Origin of the sequence: Thalassolituus sp. UBA2590 (assembly GCF_002339775.1) — a bacterium.
Lineage (GTDB): Bacteria > Pseudomonadota > Gammaproteobacteria > Pseudomonadales > Oceanobacteraceae > Thalassolituus.
On sequence record NZ_DDKU01000007.1, the window covers coordinates 1 to 21,466 of the forward strand.

The window sequence follows — 21,466 nt, forward strand, 5'->3', positions numbered from 1 at the left end:
CTACTTGGACCGAACTACTTGGACAGTCATGGTTAGAGAGAAAGCCTGATTTCTTTGCCTTCAAAATTGCCGACTGAGGCGAGTTAGTCGAAAACTTCGTTAGAGGCTTCGAATTAGGTATCTTCGAGTCGAAAGTCGGTATTCATAACGAGCGAATGCCTCAGACTAATCTGATGGTATCTATGGGGCAGGTAGTTGCTTCAGGAAAGGCGTAACTTGCAGGCGGCGATGCCTGCCGCTCGCTTTCGTTCTCGCTGATCGTCCCAGAATTGAGTGATTTTAGACTTCACTTCGTGGACTGCACCGACGATGCCTTTGAATTCTGATTCGAAGTTCTGGGTGATGTAGAGCCAGTGTTCTGCGTCTATGCCGAGTCGATCCATGATGGTGGGTTCAGCCTCAGATATAGAGCCGCGCTTGTTGTTGCGGATCTGGCGGCCCGTCCACAAAGTGTATGGAACACTTTGCACAGCCGTCAGGCTGCCCGAAGGGTGAGTCTCATGGATGAGACGAATGATTCGACGAGGTCGAGGTAATCAGTTAGCCGCATCTGAATGCCTTCGGGCATGTCCTGGCGGGGATTTCCTGCAAAGGGCATGAGGCCATAGGCTTGTTGTTTGGGATGGTTTGGCGTGCGTGCTTCTTTAGCTTTCTCGACGCGTTTCTTAACCGATGTGTATCCAGATGCTTCAGGTGTTTTGGCCATCGCGGCACGCACTGGATTCAAGTCGACATAGGCCATACATGCAGCAAGAGCCTTTTCATCCAATAGTGCTTGGGACTTAAACCTTCCTTCCCAGAAGTGGCCGCTGCATTGATCCTCTTCGTTGGCGAGTCTTGCTACGGTCTCGTTCAAGCGTCGCATAAACCAGCTGATGCTCATCAGGCGATCTCGCCATTCTTCAATGCGTTCGTCCAGTATGGCTTGCTGCGATTCTGATAGTTCTTCTCCACGTTCATACTTTTGTGAGAGTAGAGTACCTGCATACAGTTGGTGCCAACGCTGTACGACTTCGAGGTTTGTTAGCGAGCGTGCTCGTGCCTGGTTGATGTGTAGGATTACGTGGAAGTGATTCGACATGACGGCGTATGCGGCAATGTCTATGCAGTAGATTTGTGCCTGATCGAGAATGAGCTTTTCGATCCAGCCTCGTCGATGTTCAAAGCTACGGCCTTGGTTGTCACTGCCACAGAGAAATGCTCTTCTTACACATCGTGAAACGCAGTGGTAGTAGGGTGTTGCTTCGAGTGATACCAGTTGCTTCCTTGGCTTTGGCATGCATCCTCCTGATGTTGGCTAACTTGATTAACCTACACGAGTTGATCCAATAGAAAAATCAGGAATTATTCTTAGTATTACTGTCCCTTGGTGGTCTGTGTTGCCCATCTACTCAACAGGATCAACACATTCGGCTTTCTCTGGATTAAACCGACAGCGAATCTTACGAGCTATGCGGAGCATTGTACCGTCGTAGTATCCGTTTTCCCGCATCGTGAGACGTACTTCGCGAGTTGCATCTTCTAGTTTGTTTGTCTCGTCTGCTGGCGTTTCGATCCAGAATTCATCAGGAACCAGATTCATCTCGGTATCTACACGTCCCGCATAGTTATTAAATTTTAATAAGAAATCCTCACGAAGAAGCTGAGCGAGTTCATCAGGAAATTGCTCAGCGCGACCAATCAGTTGCATCGTCGATTGTGAAAGAGGGTTGCGGAGTACGCCGGTTGAGTTGCCAGATTGGCCACTGCCCATCACAAGGTACGCGATCGCGGTGGATATCATGGAGGAAACTCGCTCATCCGTGTAAGCCAGTACGTTTCTCATCATACCGCCTTCGATGGGCGTTCCGCCGTATTGGTTTACCAGAGCTGTCATAGGAGCTTCAATTGTTTGCACCGCGACTTGTTTTCCTTCTAGCGCCGAAAGGGAGTTATAAGCTTTATCCCACTCAGAAAGGCAGGCTATAGTGGTCGTACAGTAAATCTGAGCCATCGTTATGTTCACCGTTTTAATTACTGCCTCTTTTCTGATTGCAATCGCGACTGCATTACCGGAAACACGCTTCACACACTGGATCGTCAGAGGCCTGGACTTTCCACGTATCCAGATCGCAGCTTTTGGTATTGTTGTTCTTTTACTCCTGCTGCTCGTCGGCAACTCCGGTCACGGCCTCTACTGGGCGTGTATCGCGATGGTCGCTATTGCCTTAGGTTGGCAACTCAAATGGGTTTTACCGTATACGCCGCTGTGGAAAGCGGAAGTACGTAAAACCACCGTTCAGGACTTGGATAATCAGGTCAGCATCATTACCGCGAACGTGCTGACTCCTAACCATGACTCCGAGAAACTGATTTCTCTAGTCCGCGAGTATCAGCCAGACGTTCTGGTGACGTTAGAGTCAGATAAGTGGTGGGAGCAGCAGCTCGACGTGCTCGAAGATGAGATGCCCCATACGCTGAAGTGTCCGCTTGATAACCTTTATGGTATGCACCTTTACTCCCGCTTGCCGCTCAGCGACAGTTCGATTGAGTACCTGGTGAAAGATGATATTCCGTCGATGCACACCTGTGTGACCCTCCGTTCAGGAGTAGAGGTACGTATGCATTTTATGCACCCTGAGCCGCCAAGTCCGACAGAGAGTGAGGTGTCATCACCACGCGATGCTGAACTCGCAGTGCTTGCTCGTAATGTTGCAGACTCGGATGAACCGATAATTGTTACCGGTGATCTGAACGATGTTGCCTGGTCGCCGACCACCCGCCTTTTCCGTCATATCAGTGGATTGCTTGATCCCCGGATCGGTCGTGGAGCATTTAACACCTTTCATGCTGACTTCCCGTTTTTGCGCTGGCCTTTGGATCACGTTTTCCACAGCCATCATTTCACTTTGAGTCAGATTGAGCGTTTACCTCATATTGGCTCTGATCATTTTTCTCTGTATACCGCGTTGAATTACACACCTCAGAAAGGAAAAGAGCAGGAAGGCGAATCCGCAGATCAGGAAGACCGGGAGCGCGCAGAGGAAGCCGTTACAGAAGAGGATGTTGAGAAGCAGGATGTGCCCAACCCAATCAAAGGAGCTTAAAAGCGCCCAGGGGCGTGAGATGGTACTTGGCGTTCTGGTACCTGACTTTGTATCTGTCTGATTGGGGTACTAGGGATTTTCCGTCCAAAAACGACAAAGTGCTCTGGAGGCCCCGCCATCTGTGGCCTCCAGAGGGGTATTACTTTTCGCTGACGGGTAAATATCCCTCGATTGAGCGCATAAGCTCCTCCAGATCTGGCAATTTTTCGCTCAATTCGAAGTGGTAAACCCCCTTGAGGTTAATGTTGTGCCAGGCCACAGGGGATGCCTGTTTGACGATATCTATTCTCTTGGTATCTCCTTGGAATTCGAAGCTGGTCAATAGCTGGCTGAGTATCCTGGAGTTGAAGTAAACGATGGCATTGGTGACCAGGCGAGCGCACTCATTCCAGAGCTGGATTTCCTCGTCTGAACTGCCCCGGAACTGATCCCCATTAACGCTGCTCACGGCCCGACGCAGTTGGTGATAGGCCTCTCCCCGGTTCAGCGCGCGCTGAACATAATTGCGTAAACTGGCATCATCGATGTAGCACAGTAGATAATTCGCTTTCACCAAGCGGTTGTATTCCGTCAAGGCTTCCAGCAACGGGTGATTGTGCTTGTACCCCGAGAGCTTTCTTACCAAGGTCGCTTGTGTTGTTTTCCGCTGCTTAAGCGATACAGCAATCCGTTGAATGGTATCCCAGTGTTGCGCAATCCGATGTGTGTTGATGGGCTTTTTCAGGCGTAGCTGAATTCTGTTCTCTTTGTCTTCCTTGACATCAAACAGGTCATTGATCACTTTGCCAACCTGGGCATAGCGTGGGGCAAACTGGTATCCGAACAGATCCAGCAACGCGAAATTCACGTGGTTCACCCCATGGGTATCGGTCGAGAGTACATCCGGAATGATGTCTGATGTATTGTTCATCAGCAAATCAAAGATGTAGTGTGATTCATGCTCGTTGGCGCCGATTACCCTGGCATTAATGGCGGCGTGATTGGCGATTAGGCTCATGGCAGAAACGCCTTTTTGTGTGCCAAAGTACTTCGACGAATAACGGGTTTTGAAGGTCTCGCGCCGGGCTTCGAACTTTTGACCATCGGCACTGGCGTGGATCACATCTTCCTGGATGTTGTAGTACCGGAAGATCGGTAGCTTGGCTGTCGCGTTATTGATGTTGTCGTTAGCGGCATTCAATGTTTCCAGGCGAAGATAGTTCGCCTGGATAGTGCTGAGCTGATCATAGGTACGATCAGAGATCTGTGCCATGCCGTAAATGCCTTGATTGGTTGCATTGCCGACCAGAATTGCCAACAGGTCATATTCATGGGAACGGCTTCTGGATTGGGAAACCAGCACATGCGTGAAGCAGTCAATGAAACCGGTGTCACGATCGACCATGCGCAGTACATCCGCAACCCCCGTTGAGGGAATTTGCTGGAAGAAGGGATTGTTGACCAGATGATGCTTGCTGGCCGAAGGCAGGCGCCAGTAGCGTTTACCCTGCGGATTACGCAAGATGATATTCCGGTTGTCTTCCTGTTCAAGATATTCGCCGACTTCGTACAAACGGGTATCCAATTCAATGGCCATCTGCTTGACCAGCTTTTCAGGCTCCTTCGCTAATTTTGTCAACTGGCTCTGTTGAAGCAGCGTATATTTGTTTTTTCGCCAATGTTCCCCGTCGATAAGGTCGGCGTCGAGTGCCCGGTATTTAGTGATTTCAGGCAGAGTCAGCTGGCCATTCAGGCGATCAGGAATCTGTTGATAGAGGAACCACTCATAACGATCGATCAGGATATTCCCGTCACCATCCAGCAGGAATTCGAGAGCTTTTTTGGAAAGCAACCGTGTATCGGCGGTTTGCAATTGGGCCTGGGCGTTGAGTTCGCCTTGTGCTTTTGCCAAGGCGGTCGCTAAGTGCTGGGTGCCGTCGCTGCCTTCGAAGCGCAGACATAGGAACAACTCTCGCAGCAAACCCTTCCGCAGGCTTTCTTTCTCGTCGTAGTACTGCCACATGGCTTCATCGACCGATCGCCGCTGCTCGTTCAGGAAGAGACATACAGATTCCAGATCCCTTTTGGTCAGCAGGCTCAGTGCTTGTTGTCTTACTGTTGCAAATGGTAGTTGCAGATCAATGCTGTCATCAATGAACAGATGCAGTACTTCAGCTGCCTTGCTGACATTTTTAGATGCGTTTTGCCAATCCTTAAACACCGCTTCCTGCGCATACTCCTTTGCTTTCTGTTTGGTCTGTCTGACATGATGCACAAAGCCATCTGCAATACGTTCCAGCGCTTGCTGCCATCGCGTTTGCAGATAGCACAATAAATACAGCCTTTGGTTGCCTATGGTTTGACGTTTCAGTTTGGCACCGTAGTAGTCGACTTTCTCTGACAGGTGTTGCTGATTTTTCTGCGACAGTGATAGCGTGCTCAACAGCAGATCCACTTCCGGCATCCAATGCTGGATGTGGCGATAGACAATCAGTTCTTTCTCCAACTCGGTTCCGGTGAAGTTACGAGCCGATTGTCGCAACTGTCGGAACGGCAACGGACCTTCGCCGTTCACGAGCTCCGCTAGAACTTGCTTAAGATTTCCTGACATTGCACGTTCAAGGCGGTCGGCCATGCGTTCCTGTTCATCTCTCACCACCTGACTGATCATCTTTTGCAGAGTGCTGTAAGCAGGGCTCGCGATCTTCTGCCCCGAACAATATTCAATGGCCGCATCGAAGAGGTGCCTTGGCGCCGTCCAGGCTCTGGCTTGCTGGGATAAGTAGTCGCTCAACGCCACTCCGTGGGCTTTGGCATTCCAGCGCTGGTAGTTGCGGAGCTGGAAAACACGTTGGTAAATCCGTTCGTTCTCTTTTGGTGTGAGATTAAAGGGTCTACAGCCTGGGCCTGGTAAAACGGTTTGATAAACGTATTTTAGGTCTTGCTTGATCTGATGAAAGCCGGGATTCAGCACCACCGGCTTGGCTTTGAAATAGCCCAGCAGTACTACAAACATGTAGCGCTGAGCCCGGTGGCGAACGCTTTTAGCGACCGCCAGCTCCTTATCGTTCAGCGAGAAAAAGAAGCGTTGGTCAGCGGAGGTGAAAGCGGGAGGTCCATACAACTCATCTTGTTCTGCCTCGGACAAGATCTGAACCCGTTCTTCGAATGCCATGGATTTAGCCCAAAAAGACTAAATCTTACTCAAATAGAGCCAAAATAGGGATCTCGAAAAAAGTAATACCCCTCTGGAGGCCACAGATGGCGGGGCCTCCAGAGCACTTTGTCGTTTTTGGACGGAAAATCCCTAGAACCCCTGATTGCGAAGGCGATCACACGCTGGAAATACTCTAAGACTTTTTGCGCATTCACATTGAGTATGGGGCGTTGCGGGACTAACCTTAAGACCAACTATGAGGGATTTTGCCGGTACAGGGGGAGTACACAACAAGAGGTCCATCGATGCTGAAAGCTATTCTCCCGCTTTTCTTTTCCGCTTGTATCGGTCAGGCGGTCGCGCAACCCGATTCTACCGCTCCCCACGAAGACGATCTCTCTGAAAAGCCGCTAAGGGTTGTTGTACCATATATGGGAGATGCCCCGGGTCAAGGGCCTGAACATCCTCTTGTTGATGTTATTCGTCAGTGGCGTACAGAAACAGGGCGGGCAATCATGATCGAGCGTTTTCCTTTTAAACGTTCTCTGATGATGGCAGCTTCTGGTGAAGCTGATTTCCATTTTCCTTTGATTAAGGATCAGGATGAAACCGTTAGTGCACTGCCTTTCGGGTATTCGTCGACGACCATTTTTACGATCAATTTTGTGCTTTATACCCGGCGTGGCGTGTCGCTCGATATGAATAACCTACAGAATTACCGGATTGCCACCCATGGTGGTCACGCCAACCTCTTTCCGTTTCTGGTAATTGAAGACCACTCTGTCGAAGGCTCGTTGCGTAAGGTTGAGAGCGGTCGCATAGACGGCTTTATATTCGCTGATGCAGGTACAGACCCGATTCTGTTTGACCTTGGTTTGATGGGAATTCAACGTCAGTTGTATAAGGTATATGACGTCCATGCGGTCATCGCTCACGAAGAGAAGGGGGGACCCGTGGATCAGTTTATCACCGAAGCTACCCGCAATATGGATCGCGCGATTCTCGGTCTCGCAATGGTAGACCAACCTTATCGAGACTGGCAGATGGGTGATGATTCTGTCCCCGCGCTCGTTCAGTCTGCGAAGTAGAAATCATCACCTTGAAACGTCAATGGGCCAGCTTAACGCTGGCTCCATGCGTTGATCTGGTCGCCCGCCAGGCGTTGGCTGAGCGCGTCGTTATCTTCGATCTCTTCTTGCAGGAGGCAGGCATAAAAAAGGGGAGCCCGGAGGCTCCCCAAGGGGGTTAAAGCGGTTTTAGCTCTGCTGATTAGCAGTCAGCTGATGTTCTTCGCCTTTGTAGTAGGCTTCGACACGTGGGTTCATTACTTTGAACCACAGTGGTGGAATCACTGCCAGTACCACCATGCCTGCGTAGCCGCTTGGTAACTGTGGGCTTTCGTCAAAGTGACGCAGTACCTGGTAACGACGCTTAGGGTTAGCGTGGTGGTCAGAGTGGCGCTGCAGCTGAACCAGGAACAGGTTGGTCAGCAGGAAGTTACTGTTCCATGAGTGCGCTGGGGTCGTGCGCTCGTAGCGGCCGTTTTCCAGCTTACGACGGTGCAGACCGTAGTGCTCAATGTAGTTAACGATTTCCAGCAGGGTAAAGGCGAAGAAGCTCTGCGCGATGAAGAACAGGGCACCCATCCAGCCCCATACCAGGCCGAAACCGATCATGGTTGCCGCTGAAATGGCGTACCACCAGATCAGTTCATTTTTCCAGTGCAGCGCTGGCAGATTTTTGCGCTTCAGTTTTTTCGCTTCGAGTTTCCACGCATTCATGAAATTGTGGAAGTACGCGTGCGGCAGGAACTGATACAGAGTCTGGTTATAGCGTGAAGACGACGCATCTTCAGGCGTTGATACGTGCACATGGTGACCACGGATATGCTCTACTTTAAAGCCCGCGTAGGTTACCAGAGCCAGCAGCAGACCGCCGGTCCATTGCTCCAGAGTGCTGTCCTTGTGGATCAGCTCGTGGCCAACATTAATGCAGACAATACCAGTGATCACGCCCATTGAGATCACCATACCAATCTTACCGAACAGGCCAACTTCTGCGCTCGAGAAGAGCGCTGCGCCGTAAGCAATCGTGATTGCCATGACAGGCAGAGTCATGATGGTAAGGAAAGGGTACCACTTCTCCAGAGACATGCGTGGCACATCAGCCTCTTCATCTGGATTGAAGGGGTCTTTACCAATCAGGTGGTCGAGCAGAGGGATAATGCCGAACACAACAAAAATAGGGAAATACCACCAAGCGTCATGCTGACTGCCGGTTGCTTCCCAACCAAACAGAGCAATTGGAAAGAGCACAGCCGGAATCAAAACGATCAGATAACCGTACTTCTTGAGTTGCATGCGCCAATCATCGGCGCTGATAGTCTGTGCTGTTGCCTGAGTCATACGGCCTCCATAACAGGAATTTGAATTAGTCTTGTTGTTTGATTGTTGTATTGTCCTACAATCTAACATTAACTCTGATAGGTTACAGGTTCGGAGAAGACAAAAGTCCTCCAATATCAATGTGGTATTGGCTCAATGTGGTACTATGCCGCGCATCTCACTGATTTCAGTATAGTTATGAGTTTTGTAGCCCACGAAAGTCTTGCAGAAAAAATAGCGGCCCATCTGGCGGAGCGCATCATCAAAGGAGAGTTGATCTCTGGTGAGCGAATCCAGGAAGCTCGCGTCGTCGAGGAATTGCAGGTGAGTCGTGGTTCTGTTCGCGAGGCCTTGTTATTGCTGGAGTCCAGGCATCTGGTCACCATTCAGCCACGCCGTGGCGCTATGGTGGCAGAGCTGACTGTTGAGCGGGTGAATAGTCTCTACGATGTCTACGAGGCTCTTCTGACATTGTTGGCTACTCAGGTCGCCTTGCAGTGGACTGACGAAAATAAAATGCCCCTGTTAAATCAAGCCATGAAGCTCCAGTCCCCAGAGCTTAAAAAAGACAAGTTCATGTTTATGCTGGCCGGCTTTGACCTGATGCGCGCTGCTTCTGACGTCATTAATAATCCGTATCTGTCGACTCTGCTGAGTGATCTTCAGCCAGCCATTCAGCGGACCTACGCGCTATCTATCCGTTTTTCTCAGGAAGGTCTGGAGCGTACAATTCACTTTTTCGCCAAAGTCGTCGAATTGATTCTGGCCCGCAAAGCAGACGAACTGCCTCCGCTCTTCCGTGAATTCAGTCTTTATCAGCGCCAGCTGGTACTGGATGCCATGGCTGAAAATCCGGTTCCGGCTCTGGACTGACCCCCGCGTCATCGACAGAGCCGTCCGGCTTTTGTCCCCCGCGAACTGTGATAACATCATCTTCTTTATTGCGGCTTCCGGTGGCATGGCCCCGGTTCAGTTAAAAGGACGTCCCCCCCTGCTATGCGCCTGAAAGCCATCCGACTATCCGGTTTCAAATCCTTCGTTGATCCGACGTCTGTGCCGTTCAATACCAATCTCACGGGTATCGTCGGGCCGAACGGTTGTGGTAAATCGAACACGATTGATGCTGTACGCTGGGTGATGGGGGAAAGTTCGGCTAAGTACCTGCGTGGCGATGCCATGACGGACGTGATCTTTAACGGCTCAGCCGAGCGTAAGCCAGTCAGTAAAGCCAGTGTCGATCTGGTGTTTGATAACAGCGACGGTACCTTAAAAGGTGAGCACGCGAAATTTAGCGAAATCAGTGTGCGCCGTCAGGTGACGCGTGACGGTCAATCGACCTACTATCTCAATGGCACTAAGTGCCGCCGCAAAGACATTACCGATATTTTCTTAGGTACCGGCCTCGGGCCACGTTCATATGCGATTATTGAGCAGGGCATGATCTCGCGCTTAATCGAAGCGAAGCCTGAAGAATTGCGCGTGTACGTCGAAGAAGCTGCGGGTATCTCCAAATATAAAGACCGTCGTCGTGAAACTGAAAACCGCATGCGTCGCACGCAGGAAAACCTTGAGCGCCTCAGTGATATTCGCGATGAGTTAGAACGCCAGCTGGCGCACCTTCAGCGACAGGCGCAGGCCGCAGAAAAGTACAAAGAACTGAAAGCAGAAGAGCGCCAGAAAAAGGCCGAACTTCTGGCGATTCGCTGGACTGCTTTGAACGAAGAATACGAGCAACGTGAAAAGGTAATCCGCGAGCATGAAGTGCAGTTCGAAGCGCATATGGCAAAGCAGCGCGCAGCAGACGCGGGCATTGAAGAGCTGCGTCTCGATCATCAGGCGCGGACCGATGCCTTTAATACGGCGCAGGGCAAATACTACGAGGTAGGTAACCGTATTGCCCGTCAGGAGCAGAAGATAGAGCATCAGTCGCAGCTGGCATTGCAGCTCGACAGCGATCTTGCCGAAGTTGAAAAAAACATCCTCGATACCCAGCGTCAGCTGGAGCAGGATCAGCTTCAACAGGAAGAGCTGGCAGAGCAGCGTTTAATGCTTGAGCCCGAAGTCGAGATGCTTCAGGCGGCTGAAGAAGAACATGCTGCCGAGCTGCTGGAAGCCGAAGAGGCCCAGCGCCAATGGCAATCCCAGTGGGATGCTTTTACTCAGCGTGCCAGTGAGCCTACCCGACGCGCCGATGTGGCTCAGAGCCGTATTCAGGCGACCGAACAGCAGGTACTGAGATTAGAGCAGCAGATCGAGCGTCTGAAGCAGGAGCGTGAACAACTGACCTCAGATCCCGACCTGGGCGACTTCGCCCTGCTGCAGGAAGAAGTCAGCGAAGCTGAGTTACAGGCAGAAGAACAGCAGGCACGTCTTGAAGAGATTCGGGGCCAGCTGGAAGACGTTCGCGAAGACAGCGAGCGTCGACGTAAAGAACTGGAAGAGGGACGACAGCGCCTGCAACAGATGCTGGGGCGTAAGGCGACTCTGGAGGCATTGCAGAAAGCCGCGTTAGGTCAAAGCAGTGAAGGTGTGACCCATTGGCTTGAGAGTCATCAGTTGGCCCGTAAGCCTCGTCTGGCGCAGCAGCTGACGGTTGCAGAGGGCTGGGAAACCGCCGTGGAAACCGTGCTGGGTGATTATCTGCAAGCGGTGGTTGTCGATGACGTAAACGCTGCGGAACCCTGGTTGTCGGGCTTTGCCGACGGCACGCTGACATTATGGGAATCCACGGTCAACAGCGGGGGGGCTGCGGCTGCCGGCCTGTTGCTCGATAAGCTGACGACGGATCAGAACCTGAGTTCGTTGATGGGCAAAGTCCGCATCGCAGAGACCTTGCCTGAAGCGATGGCGATGCGCTCACAGCTGGCACAGGACGAATCAGTGATAACCCCAGACGGTATCTGGCTGGGGCCTGCCTGGTTGCGGGTGGCCCGGGATCAGGATAACGAAGGCGGTATTCTTGCGCGCCAGCAGGAGCTCGAACTCATCGACGCTGAAGCTGATGAGTTGGATATTTCCGTTGAAGAGTGGGAAGCCGATCTTGAAAGTGTGCTCTTGCGTCAGCGCTCATTAGAACAGCAAAGAGATAATGCTCAGCAAGAGTGGCAGATGATTTCACGCAAACTGATGGAGCAGAAAGCATCGCTGTCAGGTCAGCAAGCGAAGGCTGAGCAGTTGCGTCTGCGTACCGAAAAAATTGAGCAATCGCTAAACGAGACCGAAGAAACCCGAACACTCGAATCCGAAGCGTTAGCTGAGCTGCGCCTTGAATGGCAGGAGGCCATGAGTGCGGTGGATGAAGACACCGACGAGCGTGAGCGTCTGCAACAGTCGCGCAGCGAGGTCGAGCAGCGTTTGAGTCAGGCTCGTATGGCAGCGGGCCAACAAAAAGATCGACTGCATCAGTTACAGCTGCAACTTCAGGCGCTCAACAGTCGCGATGAGAGTACTCGTCATGCAATCAGCCGCCTGGCCGAGGCCATGCAGAAACTCAAAGAGCGTCGCGATCAGATCAATGCTAACCAAAACCGCGATCACAGTGCTGATCTCGAACTGCTGAGGGCCGAGATGGAAGCTCTCCAGGAAGAGAAACTGCAGGCCGAAGAGGTCATGACGGAGGCTCGCCATGCTCTCGAACAGGCGGACACACGCTTGCGTCAGCTGGAGCAGGAGCGCTCAGAAGCGGAGCAGCAGGCACTGGCTGAGCGTAACAAGCTCGAACAGATTCGCATGGAGTGTCAGGCTCTCGATATTCGCCGGAACGGGCTGGTGGATCAGCTGCGTGAAGACAAACTCAGCATGGCTGATGTACTTGATAGCCTGCCGGAAGCCGCGAATGAAGAGCAGTGGGCGAATGAACTGACGCGTATTGGCGAGCGTATTCAGCGTCTTGGGGCGATCAACCTGGCGGCCATTGAAGAGTACAAGCTGCAGTCCGAGCGTAAGGTGTATCTGGATTCTCAGAATGATGACCTGGAGAAGGCACTCGATACTCTCGAAGGCGCAATCCGTAAGATCGATGCAGAAACCCGGAACCGTTTCCAGGAAACTTTTGATCGCATGAACGCCGGTCTCGCGGATCTCTTCCCGAAAGTTTTTGGTGGCGGTCATGCCAGCCTCGAACTGACCACGGATGATCTGCTTACTACGGGGGTCGCCATCATGGCCAGACCACCGGGTAAGAAGAACAGCACAATCCACCTGCTGTCGGGTGGTGAGAAAGCACTGACTGCCATCGCACTCGTGTTCTCAATCTTCCAGCTCAATCCGGCGCCTTTCTGTATGCTCGATGAGGTAGACGCGCCGCTGGATGATGCCAACGTTGGCCGCTATGCGCGTTTGGTTAAAGCCATGTCTGAGAGGGTCCAGTTCATTTACATCACCCACAATAAGATCGCGATGGAAATGGCCGATCAGCTGATGGGGGTCACCATGCACGAACCGGGCGTATCACGACTTGTATCTGTCGATGTTGAAGAAGCCGCAGTGATGGTTGAAAACGGTTAAGCTTAATTGCGTTATCGCACATGGGCCGTCAGAAAAAACACAGATCGGCGAACCCCTTCTTTTAGATAACCTCAGGCGTCAGGGAACCGACGATCCTTTCTGTGCTCTGAGTACAAATTAAACAGACCTGAGATGAAACTCAAAAGGGTGGTTTGCCTTTATGGCTGCTCGTGGTGTAATACCCCACACAGGCCAGTACAGCGGCCTGTCTGAGACATCGACAGACAACATTTGTTAGAACACAGAAAGAATTATTGAGGAACGTATGGAGTGGAGCTGGCGCACAGTATTGATCCTGATAGGCCTGTTGGCTATTGCCGCTATCATGGTCGATGGATTCCGCCGCATGAAGCGGGCTCGTGCTGAAGCATTACGGCTGGATATTCAGCCGGGCATGGATGAGTTGGATGACGAAGATTACAACCCTGAGTTACCGGGTACTGTTCGGGTAGTCAGTGCCTCTGCAAAGGCGTCTGCCTCAGAGAAAACGCCAGCAGACGACGGTCAGTTTCAGACTGGTAGCTCATCAGAAAAAGCGGACGCCGCAACTCAGGATGCAGTGCTGCAGGCAGCGGAGCGCCGCGAGCCGTCGTTTGGTCGCGATGATACCGATGACGTTTCAGTGGCAGTCGATCTGAAAATCGGCAGTGCAATCTCGGACAGTGAAGACGAAAGCCCGCTTCAGGAGGCTTCTCACAAGCCTTCTTTTGAGGTTTCTCCCGAGCCATCCGGCGTATCGACACAGCCAAAAGTACATTCAGAACCAGAAGCGCAAGCGACCCCACCGAGAGCGGATATTATCCCGACGGTTAAGCCTGTCGACCTGAATGAAAAGGTGCCGGTGCTACTGGACGTTGAGGAACTGGGAGATGAGCGAAGCTTCGAAGAAGGTATCGTCTCTCCAGCGCGAGTCGTTTCTCCCGAAGCGCAAACTGAGCCTGTAGCAAAACCTGATCGAGCGCCAACCACAGACGATGTGATGTCTGATGCGTATCAGGATTCAGAGACTCAGGAACAAACTGAGGTGTCATCGGCTGTCGGCTCTTCAAAGGAGAGCGACGAGACCTACCAGACCTCAGAAGTTGAAGATCCGGAACATATTGAAGATCCGCACCTTGATCAGGAAGTCGAGAGCATGCCGGAAGAGCCGGTTATCTCGCAGCCCGTTAATTATGCGGGTGCCAATGCAGAGGTATTGGCCAACCGTCCTGACCCGGAACTGGTGCTGGTGATACATACCATCGCTCGAGAAGAAGGCGGTTTTAACGGCAGTGACCTGTTGTTCCTGTTCAACAGCTGTGACCTGCGCTACGGCGAGAAAGATATTTTCCACCGTTTTGAAGAAGCCGATGGACAGGGGCGCATTCAATTCTCGGTTGCACAGGTACGTAATCCGGGTACGTTTGATCCTTCGCACATGGCGAATCAGAGCTTTATGGGGCTGAGCTTCTTTATGAGCCTGCCGGGGGCTAAACGTCCTCTGGAAGCGTACGAAGCGATGTCTGAAATGGCGATGGTGGTTTCCCGTAACCTCAATGCTGATGTGCTCGACGAGTCACATAGTGCGATGACGACTCAGACGATGGAACATGAGCGTCAGCAGATATTGGAATATGAACGCCAGCAACGGCTGGCTGCGAAAAAACGAGTATGAGCCAGCAAGATATGTTTTCAGAGGCGCCTTCATCCGGCGCCTCTTCTTCTTCCGCACCTGAAGATAAAATTCAGGAATTACGCGACCAGATAAATCACCATAATTACCTCTATTACGTGCTCGATGAGCCGTCGCTCCCGGATGCTGAATATGATCGCCTGATGCGCGAGCTACAGGCGCTGGAAAGTGAGCATCCTGAGCTAATCACCTCTGACTCGCCCACGCAGCGGGTCGGTGGAGCACCTCTCTCAGGTTTCACTGAAGTTCAGCATGAACGGCCTATGCTGTCATTGGACAACGCCATGAATGCAGAGGAGTTTGCGGCGTTCGATCAGCGTGTTCGCGATCGTCTGAAGAGCAGTGAAGAAATCGAGTATGCCTGTGAGCCAAAGCTGGATGGTCTGGCGATCAGCCTGCTTTATATCGATGGTTTACTGGAGCGTGCAGCGACGCGTGGCGACGGCGAAACAGGTGAAGATGTCACCCAGAACGTTCGCACGATTAAAAATATTCCTCTGCGTTTAATCGGTGATGATGTGCCCAAGCGCATTGAGATTCGCGGCGAAGTCTATATGCCCAAGGGAGGCTTTGAAGCCTACAACGAACGTGCGCGGGAGCAGGGTGAGAAAGTATTCGCTAACCCGAGAAACGCGGCAGCGGGCTCGCTGCGACAACTGGATTCCAGTATCACGGCGAAACGTCCGCTGGAGTTCTGCGCGTACAGTCTTGGGGTTGTCAGTGACGAATATACGCTGCCAGAAACTCACAGCGCGACGCTGGAACAGATCCAGAAGTGGGGGCTGCGCATTAATGAAGAAATGCGCGTTGTGACTGGTCGTGAAGAGGCTGAAAAGTTCTTTGCAGGCCTTGGTGAAAAGCGCCTGGGCCTGGGATACGAAATAGACGGAACTGTCTTCAAGGTAAACTCTCTGGCATTACAGCAGCAGCTTGGTTTTGTCGCCAGAGCACCGCGTTGGGCGATTGCTTATAAATTTCCGGCGGTAGAAGAATTAACAGAATTATTGGGCGTTGATTTTCAGGTTGGCCGTACCGGTGCCTTAACCCCTGTAGCGCGTTTAAAACCTGTGCATGTGGCCGGCGTAACGGTCAGTAATGCAACGCTCCATAATATGGATGAAATTGCGCGGTTGGGCGTAAAAATCGGTGATACCGTTATTATCCGACGTGCAGGGGATGTGATTCCTCAAGTCGTTTCTGTTGTTGAAGAACGTCGTCCCGATACTGTGACTGATATTCAGATGCCGGATGCTTGTCCGGTCTGTGAGTCACATGTCGATAAAGTAGAGGGTGAGGCTGTTGCTCGCTGTACCGGCGGGCTGGTGTGCTCTGCTCAGCGTAAAGAGGCGATTAAACATTTTGCTTCACGCAAGGCGATGGATGTTGAAGGCCTGGGCGATAAGCTGATCGAGCAGATGGTCGAAGCGGGCTTGATTGATACTCTCGATGATCTGTTTCATCTGTCCGTTGAAGATATCGCCGGGCTTGAGCGTATGGCTGAGAAGAGCGCGCAGAACGTATTGAACGCTCTTGAAAAATCGAAGCAGACGACGCTTGCACGCTTTATTTATGCTCTCGGCATCCGTGAGGTTGGCGTGGTTACGGCCAACAATCTTGCCGGTTATTTTGGTTTCCTTGAGCGTATTATGTCTGCCACGCATGAACAGCTGGTGGCGGTTGACGACATTGGCGATATCGTGGCTGCACATATCGTTAATTTCTTTGCTGAAGAGCACAACCGCACGGTAATCGAGCAGTTGCAGAAAGCCGGCATTCATTGGGAAGAAAAAGAACCCGTCAGCAGTGCCGAAGACGCGCCTCTTAATGGTAAAACCGCGGTCATTACCGGCACACTGTCGGACATGACACGAGATGATGCCAAGGCGGCACTTGAGGCTCTGGGAGCTAAAGTCACGGGCAGCGTATCGGCAAAAACCGACTTTCTGGTTGCAGGCGAGAAAGCGGGCTCGAAACTCGCTAAAGCGCAGAAACTAGAAGTAACAGTGTACGATGAGGCAGGGTTTAAAGCCTTGCTGGAAGAACTGAGCGGTCAGTAAGACTGCTCAGCTCGCTCATGAAAACCAAGCATAAGAAACTGAGCAAAATCTGGTAATGCTCAGTAAAGTTCGGGAAGGGATTCCTGATTTTCCTGCGATTTGTTTTCTTTCATCGCTCTTTCGATTAACAGCGTAATACTACTTCCATTAAAGGCGCTGTTTTTATCGGCGCTGTAAAGCGTCGCATCCAGCTCAGCCAGAGCTGCACTTAACCTGACATCATTCAACCAGACTTCAGCCTGAGCAAGCGAGGTCATCGGGCGTCCAGATGCCGCTGAAGCCCAATGAATAATGTTTTCGCGGATGGCCTGAGCATTATTCTCGCGGGCAGACTTTTTAAGCTCACGCCAGTAGTAGTGCTCGTCTTCTTTTTGTTTTTTATCGGCGGCTTCTTTACGTGCCTGATGATCCGTAACAGCAGATACATTAGCAGTCGGAGGTCGGCGTAGCATCAGCCAGGCAACAGCGGCTAACAGCAGGCCGTTCATAATGACAGAGACACCCAGTGCAAGTTTCCAGATCCCTGAATCAGCGGGTAGTTCGCCAGCGACTGGGTCGACAGTGGGCTCAGAAATGCCGGGTGAAGTTTGAGAAGAGGGCGGCGCAGCCGCTGCTGGAGTGACCTTGATTTCGTGCTCAGGCAAGGTCGCGTATTCAACGCGGTTTTCCAGTGTATTCCACCATGGGATACGTACTTCGGGCAGAATAAGCTCACCTGCAACTCCCGGAACCAGGGCGACGCTTTGAGTAATCGTGGTCACAATGCCTTGCTCTGAAATAGAGCTGTTGTCCTGAGTCTGGTCCGGGTAGTAACGCAGACCTTGCACTTCTGCCATGGGAACGGGCGGAACCTGGCCGGAATTCAGCCCAGTAGCTTTAATAGTAAAAGTGCGGGTTACAGGTTCGCCTGCCTGCCACTCGGTCGGAGGTGTGCTGAATGTTTCTTCCAGAACAAACCGGCTGGCAGGAATCCATGGCGCTTGCGGGTAGCTGTCAGGAATCGGATTAATGGTTAATTCGATGGGTTTGCTGACAATGGTTTCTGCCGAGCCGCGGAAGCGGTTATAGCGGTCGGTAACACGAGCCGTAAAGCGTTGCCCCGGTATTACCAGTGTGCCTGACGATTCAGGGAAGATCGCGTAGCGACGTTCGTAAACACCGATACGCTGACCATCAACCACGGTAATGTGTTTCTTCGGGTCCATGAGAGGTTGAACGCGGGCGTTAGCGACTTCAAATTCCGACAGAGAAGCATCATCGTGATTCACTGTGTAGTACATGCGCTCAATATATAGCAGTTGTTCCTGTACGTAGTGAGTGCCGCTGCTGACTTCTACTTCGAAGAAAAAATGCTCGGACTTTTCGGGTTCTGTCGTCGCTGTGTCTTCGACATTGATGCGAATAGGATCACTGTACTCGCCTTTGTATGACAGGGCCGGAATCAGTACTTCGCCCGTCCGGCGGGGTAATAGTTCGACTTCCCAGCGAGTGGTTGAGGTACTTTTGCCATTAACGTTTGAACTTTCTTTGCTGATGCGTGGGCGGCCGACGACATTCCAGTCGCGTTCCAGTGGCGACAGGTCTGGCATGTCGGTCGATAACAGATTCAGAAAGCCACCCTGGCTGTCGACATGCTGCAGTTGCAGAGTCACCGGGTCCGAGCGGCCAATCTGTTTGCGATCAACGCTTGAGATAAATTCAGCCGCGAGTACCAGCTGGCTGGCTATTAATAGCGCTGCGGTAATAATCCAACGGATTACCATAAAACATCCTCTTCCGTCTGATCTGCATTCTGGCGGTACTGATATAAAAACTTCCGTTGCATCAGCAGACCCGGGTTATCTTCTACCTCGTTGAGCACAGACTCCATCGCCGCTTGCTGCTCGCGGGACAGATGGCTGAACTCTCCATTCTCTTCATTGCTCTGTTGCTCTGCGGCCGTTTGTTTCTGGGCCTGACCTTCATCGCCGTTTTGTGAATCCTGCTGGTCGCTCAGGCCGCGGTCTCCGGACTTCCCAGTCTCTGGCTGTTGAGCTTTTCCAGCTTGCTGCTGTTCTTGCTTTCCGGCCTGTTCTTCAGCCTGCTTCTGGGCTTGTTCTTCGGCCATTTTTTCAGCCATTTCTTCAGCATAGGCATCATCAGCTGACTCCTGTTCAGAGTCCTCCCCAGAGTCTGAATTCTGGTTATCAGAGTTCTGACCTGAAGAACCTTCTGAATTTTCCGAGGAATTGCTGTCGCTCTGACTACTGTTGTTCTGATCCTGGTCTGAATTCTGCGACTCTGATGAATTGCTCTGTGAGCTGTTCTCACCATTACTTTGCGAGCTGTCCTGTTGCTGGTCGTTCTGAGAGTTCTCGTCAGAATTCTCAGAATCGCCTTCAGAGTCAGACGACGATTGCTCCTGCTGCTTCATTGCTTCTTCAACAAGGTCGAGATTCTTCTGCGCTTGCGTCAGGTCAGGGTCTGCTTTCAGTGCATCCCGGTAGGCTTCTGCGGCCTGTTCGAGCTTGCCTTGTTGAGCACGGGCATTGCCCAGGTTGTATTTCGCTTGTGCAGAATCACTTTGCGTAAAGGCTTCTTCTGCAGCTTCGTAATTTCCGGCGCGATAGTGCGCTGTGCCTTTCCATTCAGGGTTATTGAACAGCTCAGCCGCTTGGGCCGGGTCGCTCTCCATAAGTTCAGCGGCTTGCTGGTTGTCCGTTTTCCAGGCGTTCGCGCTCGCCGTTTCGGGGAGCAGTGGCAGGATTAAAACAAGGCTGAACAGTACACCCCGGCGAAAGCCTGCAATGGCGATGGGGATCAGCAAAAAGGTCAGCCAGTAACCTGCATCCTGCCAGGTTTCGAATGTCGTTTCCTGTGCGTTGGCGTCGTTGCTCCCGGGAAGACTGTTGGTGAGGCTGCGCCAGTCACTGTCGTTATAACTCATTGCCCGCCAGCGACTGCCGGTGGCCTCATACAGTGCCTGCATCGGCGCGGTATCCAGCTTTGGCAGGACGATGGTGCCATCCCCTTTTTTGAGGAACCCCTGGTCGCCAATAGGTACTGGCGCCCCTTCAGCCGTGCCGACGGCAATCAGACTAAGGTCAATAGAGTCACCCAAAGCGATAGCAATGCGCTCGACGTCTTTGTTCTGGATACCGTCAGTAATCAGCAGAGCGGAGGCTTCATTGACACCGGCATCCGTCATTAGCGTTTGAGCCTGAGTCAGAGCTTTATCTGGTCGGCTACCGAGTTTCGGCATGATCTCGGGAGACAGTGACGTCAGCAGGTGCTCAACGGTTGCTTTATCGTCAGTAAAGGGCACGACAGTGTGGGCTTCGCCTGAGTAGGCGATGACCGCAGTGATGCCATCTTCACGGCCGCGGACGATGTCCGTGGCTTTACGAATTGCCCGGGTGGCGCGATCAGGCGCGACATCGGTTGCGTTCATTGAAAGCGACATATCAATCAGTAGCACCAAAGCATCCGGGTTACTGATCACAGGCACCGCTTTGCGCTGCCAGCTTGGACCGGATATGGCGACGATGGCGATGGCAGAGGCAATGAATACGGCGATCACGCCGAGGATGGACGATTTACCCGGCGTGCGGTCGAGCATGTGTGCTTGCAGTGCGGGATCAATCAACTGATCCCAGCGGCCTTTGCGCAGCGTCCGCTGTGTCAGCCAGACGGTCATAACGACAGCCGGAATAAGAAGCACCAGCCAGATAGGGCGCATAAAGTGAATGTTATTCAGAAACTCACTCATGACAGACCTCGTCGTACAAGCACAAGCTGAACCCAGCCAAGCAACAGGGCAACAAGCAGCGGCCACTGAAACAGTCCGGACTCAGGTCGGTAAGTTTTATTCTCCCGCTCGGTCGGTTCCAGCTCATCGATTAAGTCGTAAATCTGGCTCAGCTCTTCAGTATTACGAGCGCGGAAAAACCGTGCCGAAGTCAGGTCGGCGATACTTTGCAGCTCGCCTTCGTTTAATTCACGTGACGGGTTGATTGTGCGACTGCCGAAGAAGCTTGGGACTTGCATACTCTCAGCGCCCAGGCCAATGGTGTAAATCTTAATGCCCAGCTCAGAAGCGAGTTCTGCGGCTCTGACGGGTTCCACTTTACCGGCCGTGTTTTCTCCATCGGTGAGCAGGACGATCACCTGACTGTCTGACGGGTTTTCGCGCATGCGCTTGGCGGCGAGGGTAATGGCATCACCGATCGCGGTTTGTTTCCCGGCAAGTCCGAGTGCCGCCTCATTCATAAACGTACGCACGGTTTCACGGTCGAACGTCAGTGGTGCTTGCAGATAGGCGTTCGAGCCAAACAGAATCAATCCCAGGCGATCGCCTTCGCGCTGATTAATAAAATCGTTCAGCACGTGTTTAACAATATCCAGACGATTCACTGGACGATTGTTCAACTCCATGTCGGCGGTATCCATACTGCCCGAAATATCGACCGCGAGCATAAGGTCACGCCCCTCGGCGGGCAGGCGTATCGGTTCTCCGAGCCAGACCGGGCGGGCCAGCGCACACACCAGGGCCAGCCAGGCCAACGCTGGCACTACCCAGCGCACACCGCTCGCCGTGTTGTCCGGTGTACTGCCTGATGTGCTGCTCCAGTCGCTCAGGTCTGGCA

Annotated in this window: 12 protein-coding genes and 1 pseudogene; 6 read left to right on the plus strand and 7 right to left on the minus strand. The window is 52.3% G+C overall.

Annotated elements, in window-relative coordinates; genetic code table 11:
• Positions 1 to 200: 200 nt before the first annotated feature.
• Together B2067_RS00675 and B2067_RS00680 are read right to left on the minus strand one after the other, a co-directional pair.
• Positions 201 to 1,279, minus strand: a pseudogene (locus B2067_RS00675) (transposase).
• Between the two features lie 108 nt (positions 1,280 to 1,387).
• Entirely contained in the window at positions 1,388 to 1,993 is a 606-nt protein-coding gene (locus B2067_RS00680; RefSeq protein ID WP_301387176.1) for a putative solute-binding protein, read from the minus strand.
• Positions 1,994 to 1,997: 4 nt separating this feature from the next.
• Here B2067_RS00680 and B2067_RS00685 point away from each other — a divergent pair, with 4 nt between their 5' ends.
• On the plus strand, positions 1,998 to 3,086 hold the full coding sequence (locus B2067_RS00685; protein ID WP_301387177.1) for an endonuclease/exonuclease/phosphatase family protein: 1,089 nt from the start codon (positions 1,998 to 2,000) through the stop codon (positions 3,084 to 3,086).
• A gap of 139 nt (positions 3,087 to 3,225) precedes the next feature.
• Here the strand turns inward: B2067_RS00685 and B2067_RS00690 are convergent, their stop codons facing one another.
• Entirely contained in the window at positions 3,226 to 6,240 is a 3,015-nt protein-coding gene (locus B2067_RS00690; RefSeq protein ID WP_301387178.1) for a Tn3 family transposase, read from the minus strand.
• A gap of 287 nt (positions 6,241 to 6,527) precedes the next feature.
• Here B2067_RS00690 and B2067_RS00695 point away from each other — a divergent pair, with 287 nt between their 5' ends.
• Positions 6,528 to 7,310, plus strand: coding sequence for a hypothetical protein (locus B2067_RS00695; protein WP_301387179.1), 783 nt, complete (start codon positions 6,528 to 6,530; stop codon positions 7,308 to 7,310).
• 168 nt (positions 7,311 to 7,478) lie between these two features.
• Here the strand turns inward: B2067_RS00695 and B2067_RS00700 are convergent, their stop codons facing one another.
• Positions 7,479 to 8,627, minus strand: a complete 1,149-nt coding sequence (locus B2067_RS00700; protein WP_301387180.1) for an alkane 1-monooxygenase — start codon at positions 8,625 to 8,627, stop codon at positions 7,479 to 7,481.
• A 177-nt stretch (positions 8,628 to 8,804) separates the two neighbouring features.
• On the opposite strand from B2067_RS00700, the gene B2067_RS00705 reads away from it, so the two are divergent.
• The 4 genes from B2067_RS00705 to ligA all read left to right on the plus strand — a co-directional run bounded on the left by B2067_RS00705 (position 8,805) and on the right by ligA (position 16,841).
• Complete coding sequence (locus B2067_RS00705) at positions 8,805 to 9,479, plus strand: GntR family transcriptional regulator (RefSeq protein WP_068437017.1); 675 nt, start codon at positions 8,805 to 8,807, stop codon at positions 9,477 to 9,479.
• Between the two features lie 123 nt (positions 9,480 to 9,602).
• Entirely contained in the window at positions 9,603 to 13,112 is a 3,510-nt protein-coding gene (smc, locus tag B2067_RS00710) for a chromosome segregation protein SMC (RefSeq protein WP_301387181.1), read from the plus strand.
• A gap of 265 nt (positions 13,113 to 13,377) precedes the next feature.
• Complete coding sequence (locus tag B2067_RS00715; RefSeq protein ID WP_301387182.1) at positions 13,378 to 14,766, plus strand: cell division protein ZipA C-terminal FtsZ-binding domain-containing protein; 1,389 nt, start codon at positions 13,378 to 13,380, stop codon at positions 14,764 to 14,766.
• Entirely contained in the window at positions 14,763 to 16,841 is a 2,079-nt protein-coding gene (gene ligA / locus B2067_RS00720) for an NAD-dependent DNA ligase LigA (protein ID WP_301387183.1), read from the plus strand. Before B2067_RS00715 ends, ligA begins: the two co-directional genes overlap by 4 nt.
• A gap of 59 nt (positions 16,842 to 16,900) precedes the next feature.
• Here the strand turns inward: ligA and B2067_RS00725 are convergent, their stop codons facing one another.
• From B2067_RS00725 to B2067_RS00735, 3 genes are all read right to left on the minus strand, one after another.
• Positions 16,901 to 18,604 (minus strand): BatD family protein, encoded by a 1,704-nt coding sequence (locus B2067_RS00725; protein WP_301387184.1) that lies wholly within the window; start codon positions 18,602 to 18,604, stop codon positions 16,901 to 16,903.
• A complete protein-coding gene (locus tag B2067_RS00730; RefSeq protein WP_301387185.1) occupies positions 18,598 to 20,589 on the minus strand; it encodes a VWA domain-containing protein in 1,992 nt (663 codons plus the stop codon). Before B2067_RS00730 ends, B2067_RS00725 begins: the two co-directional genes overlap by 7 nt.
• A partial coding sequence (locus tag B2067_RS00735) for a vWA domain-containing protein (RefSeq protein ID WP_301387186.1) occupies positions 20,586 to 21,466 on the minus strand: 881 nt, incomplete at its 5' end. The genes B2067_RS00730 and B2067_RS00735, both read right to left, overlap by 4 nt.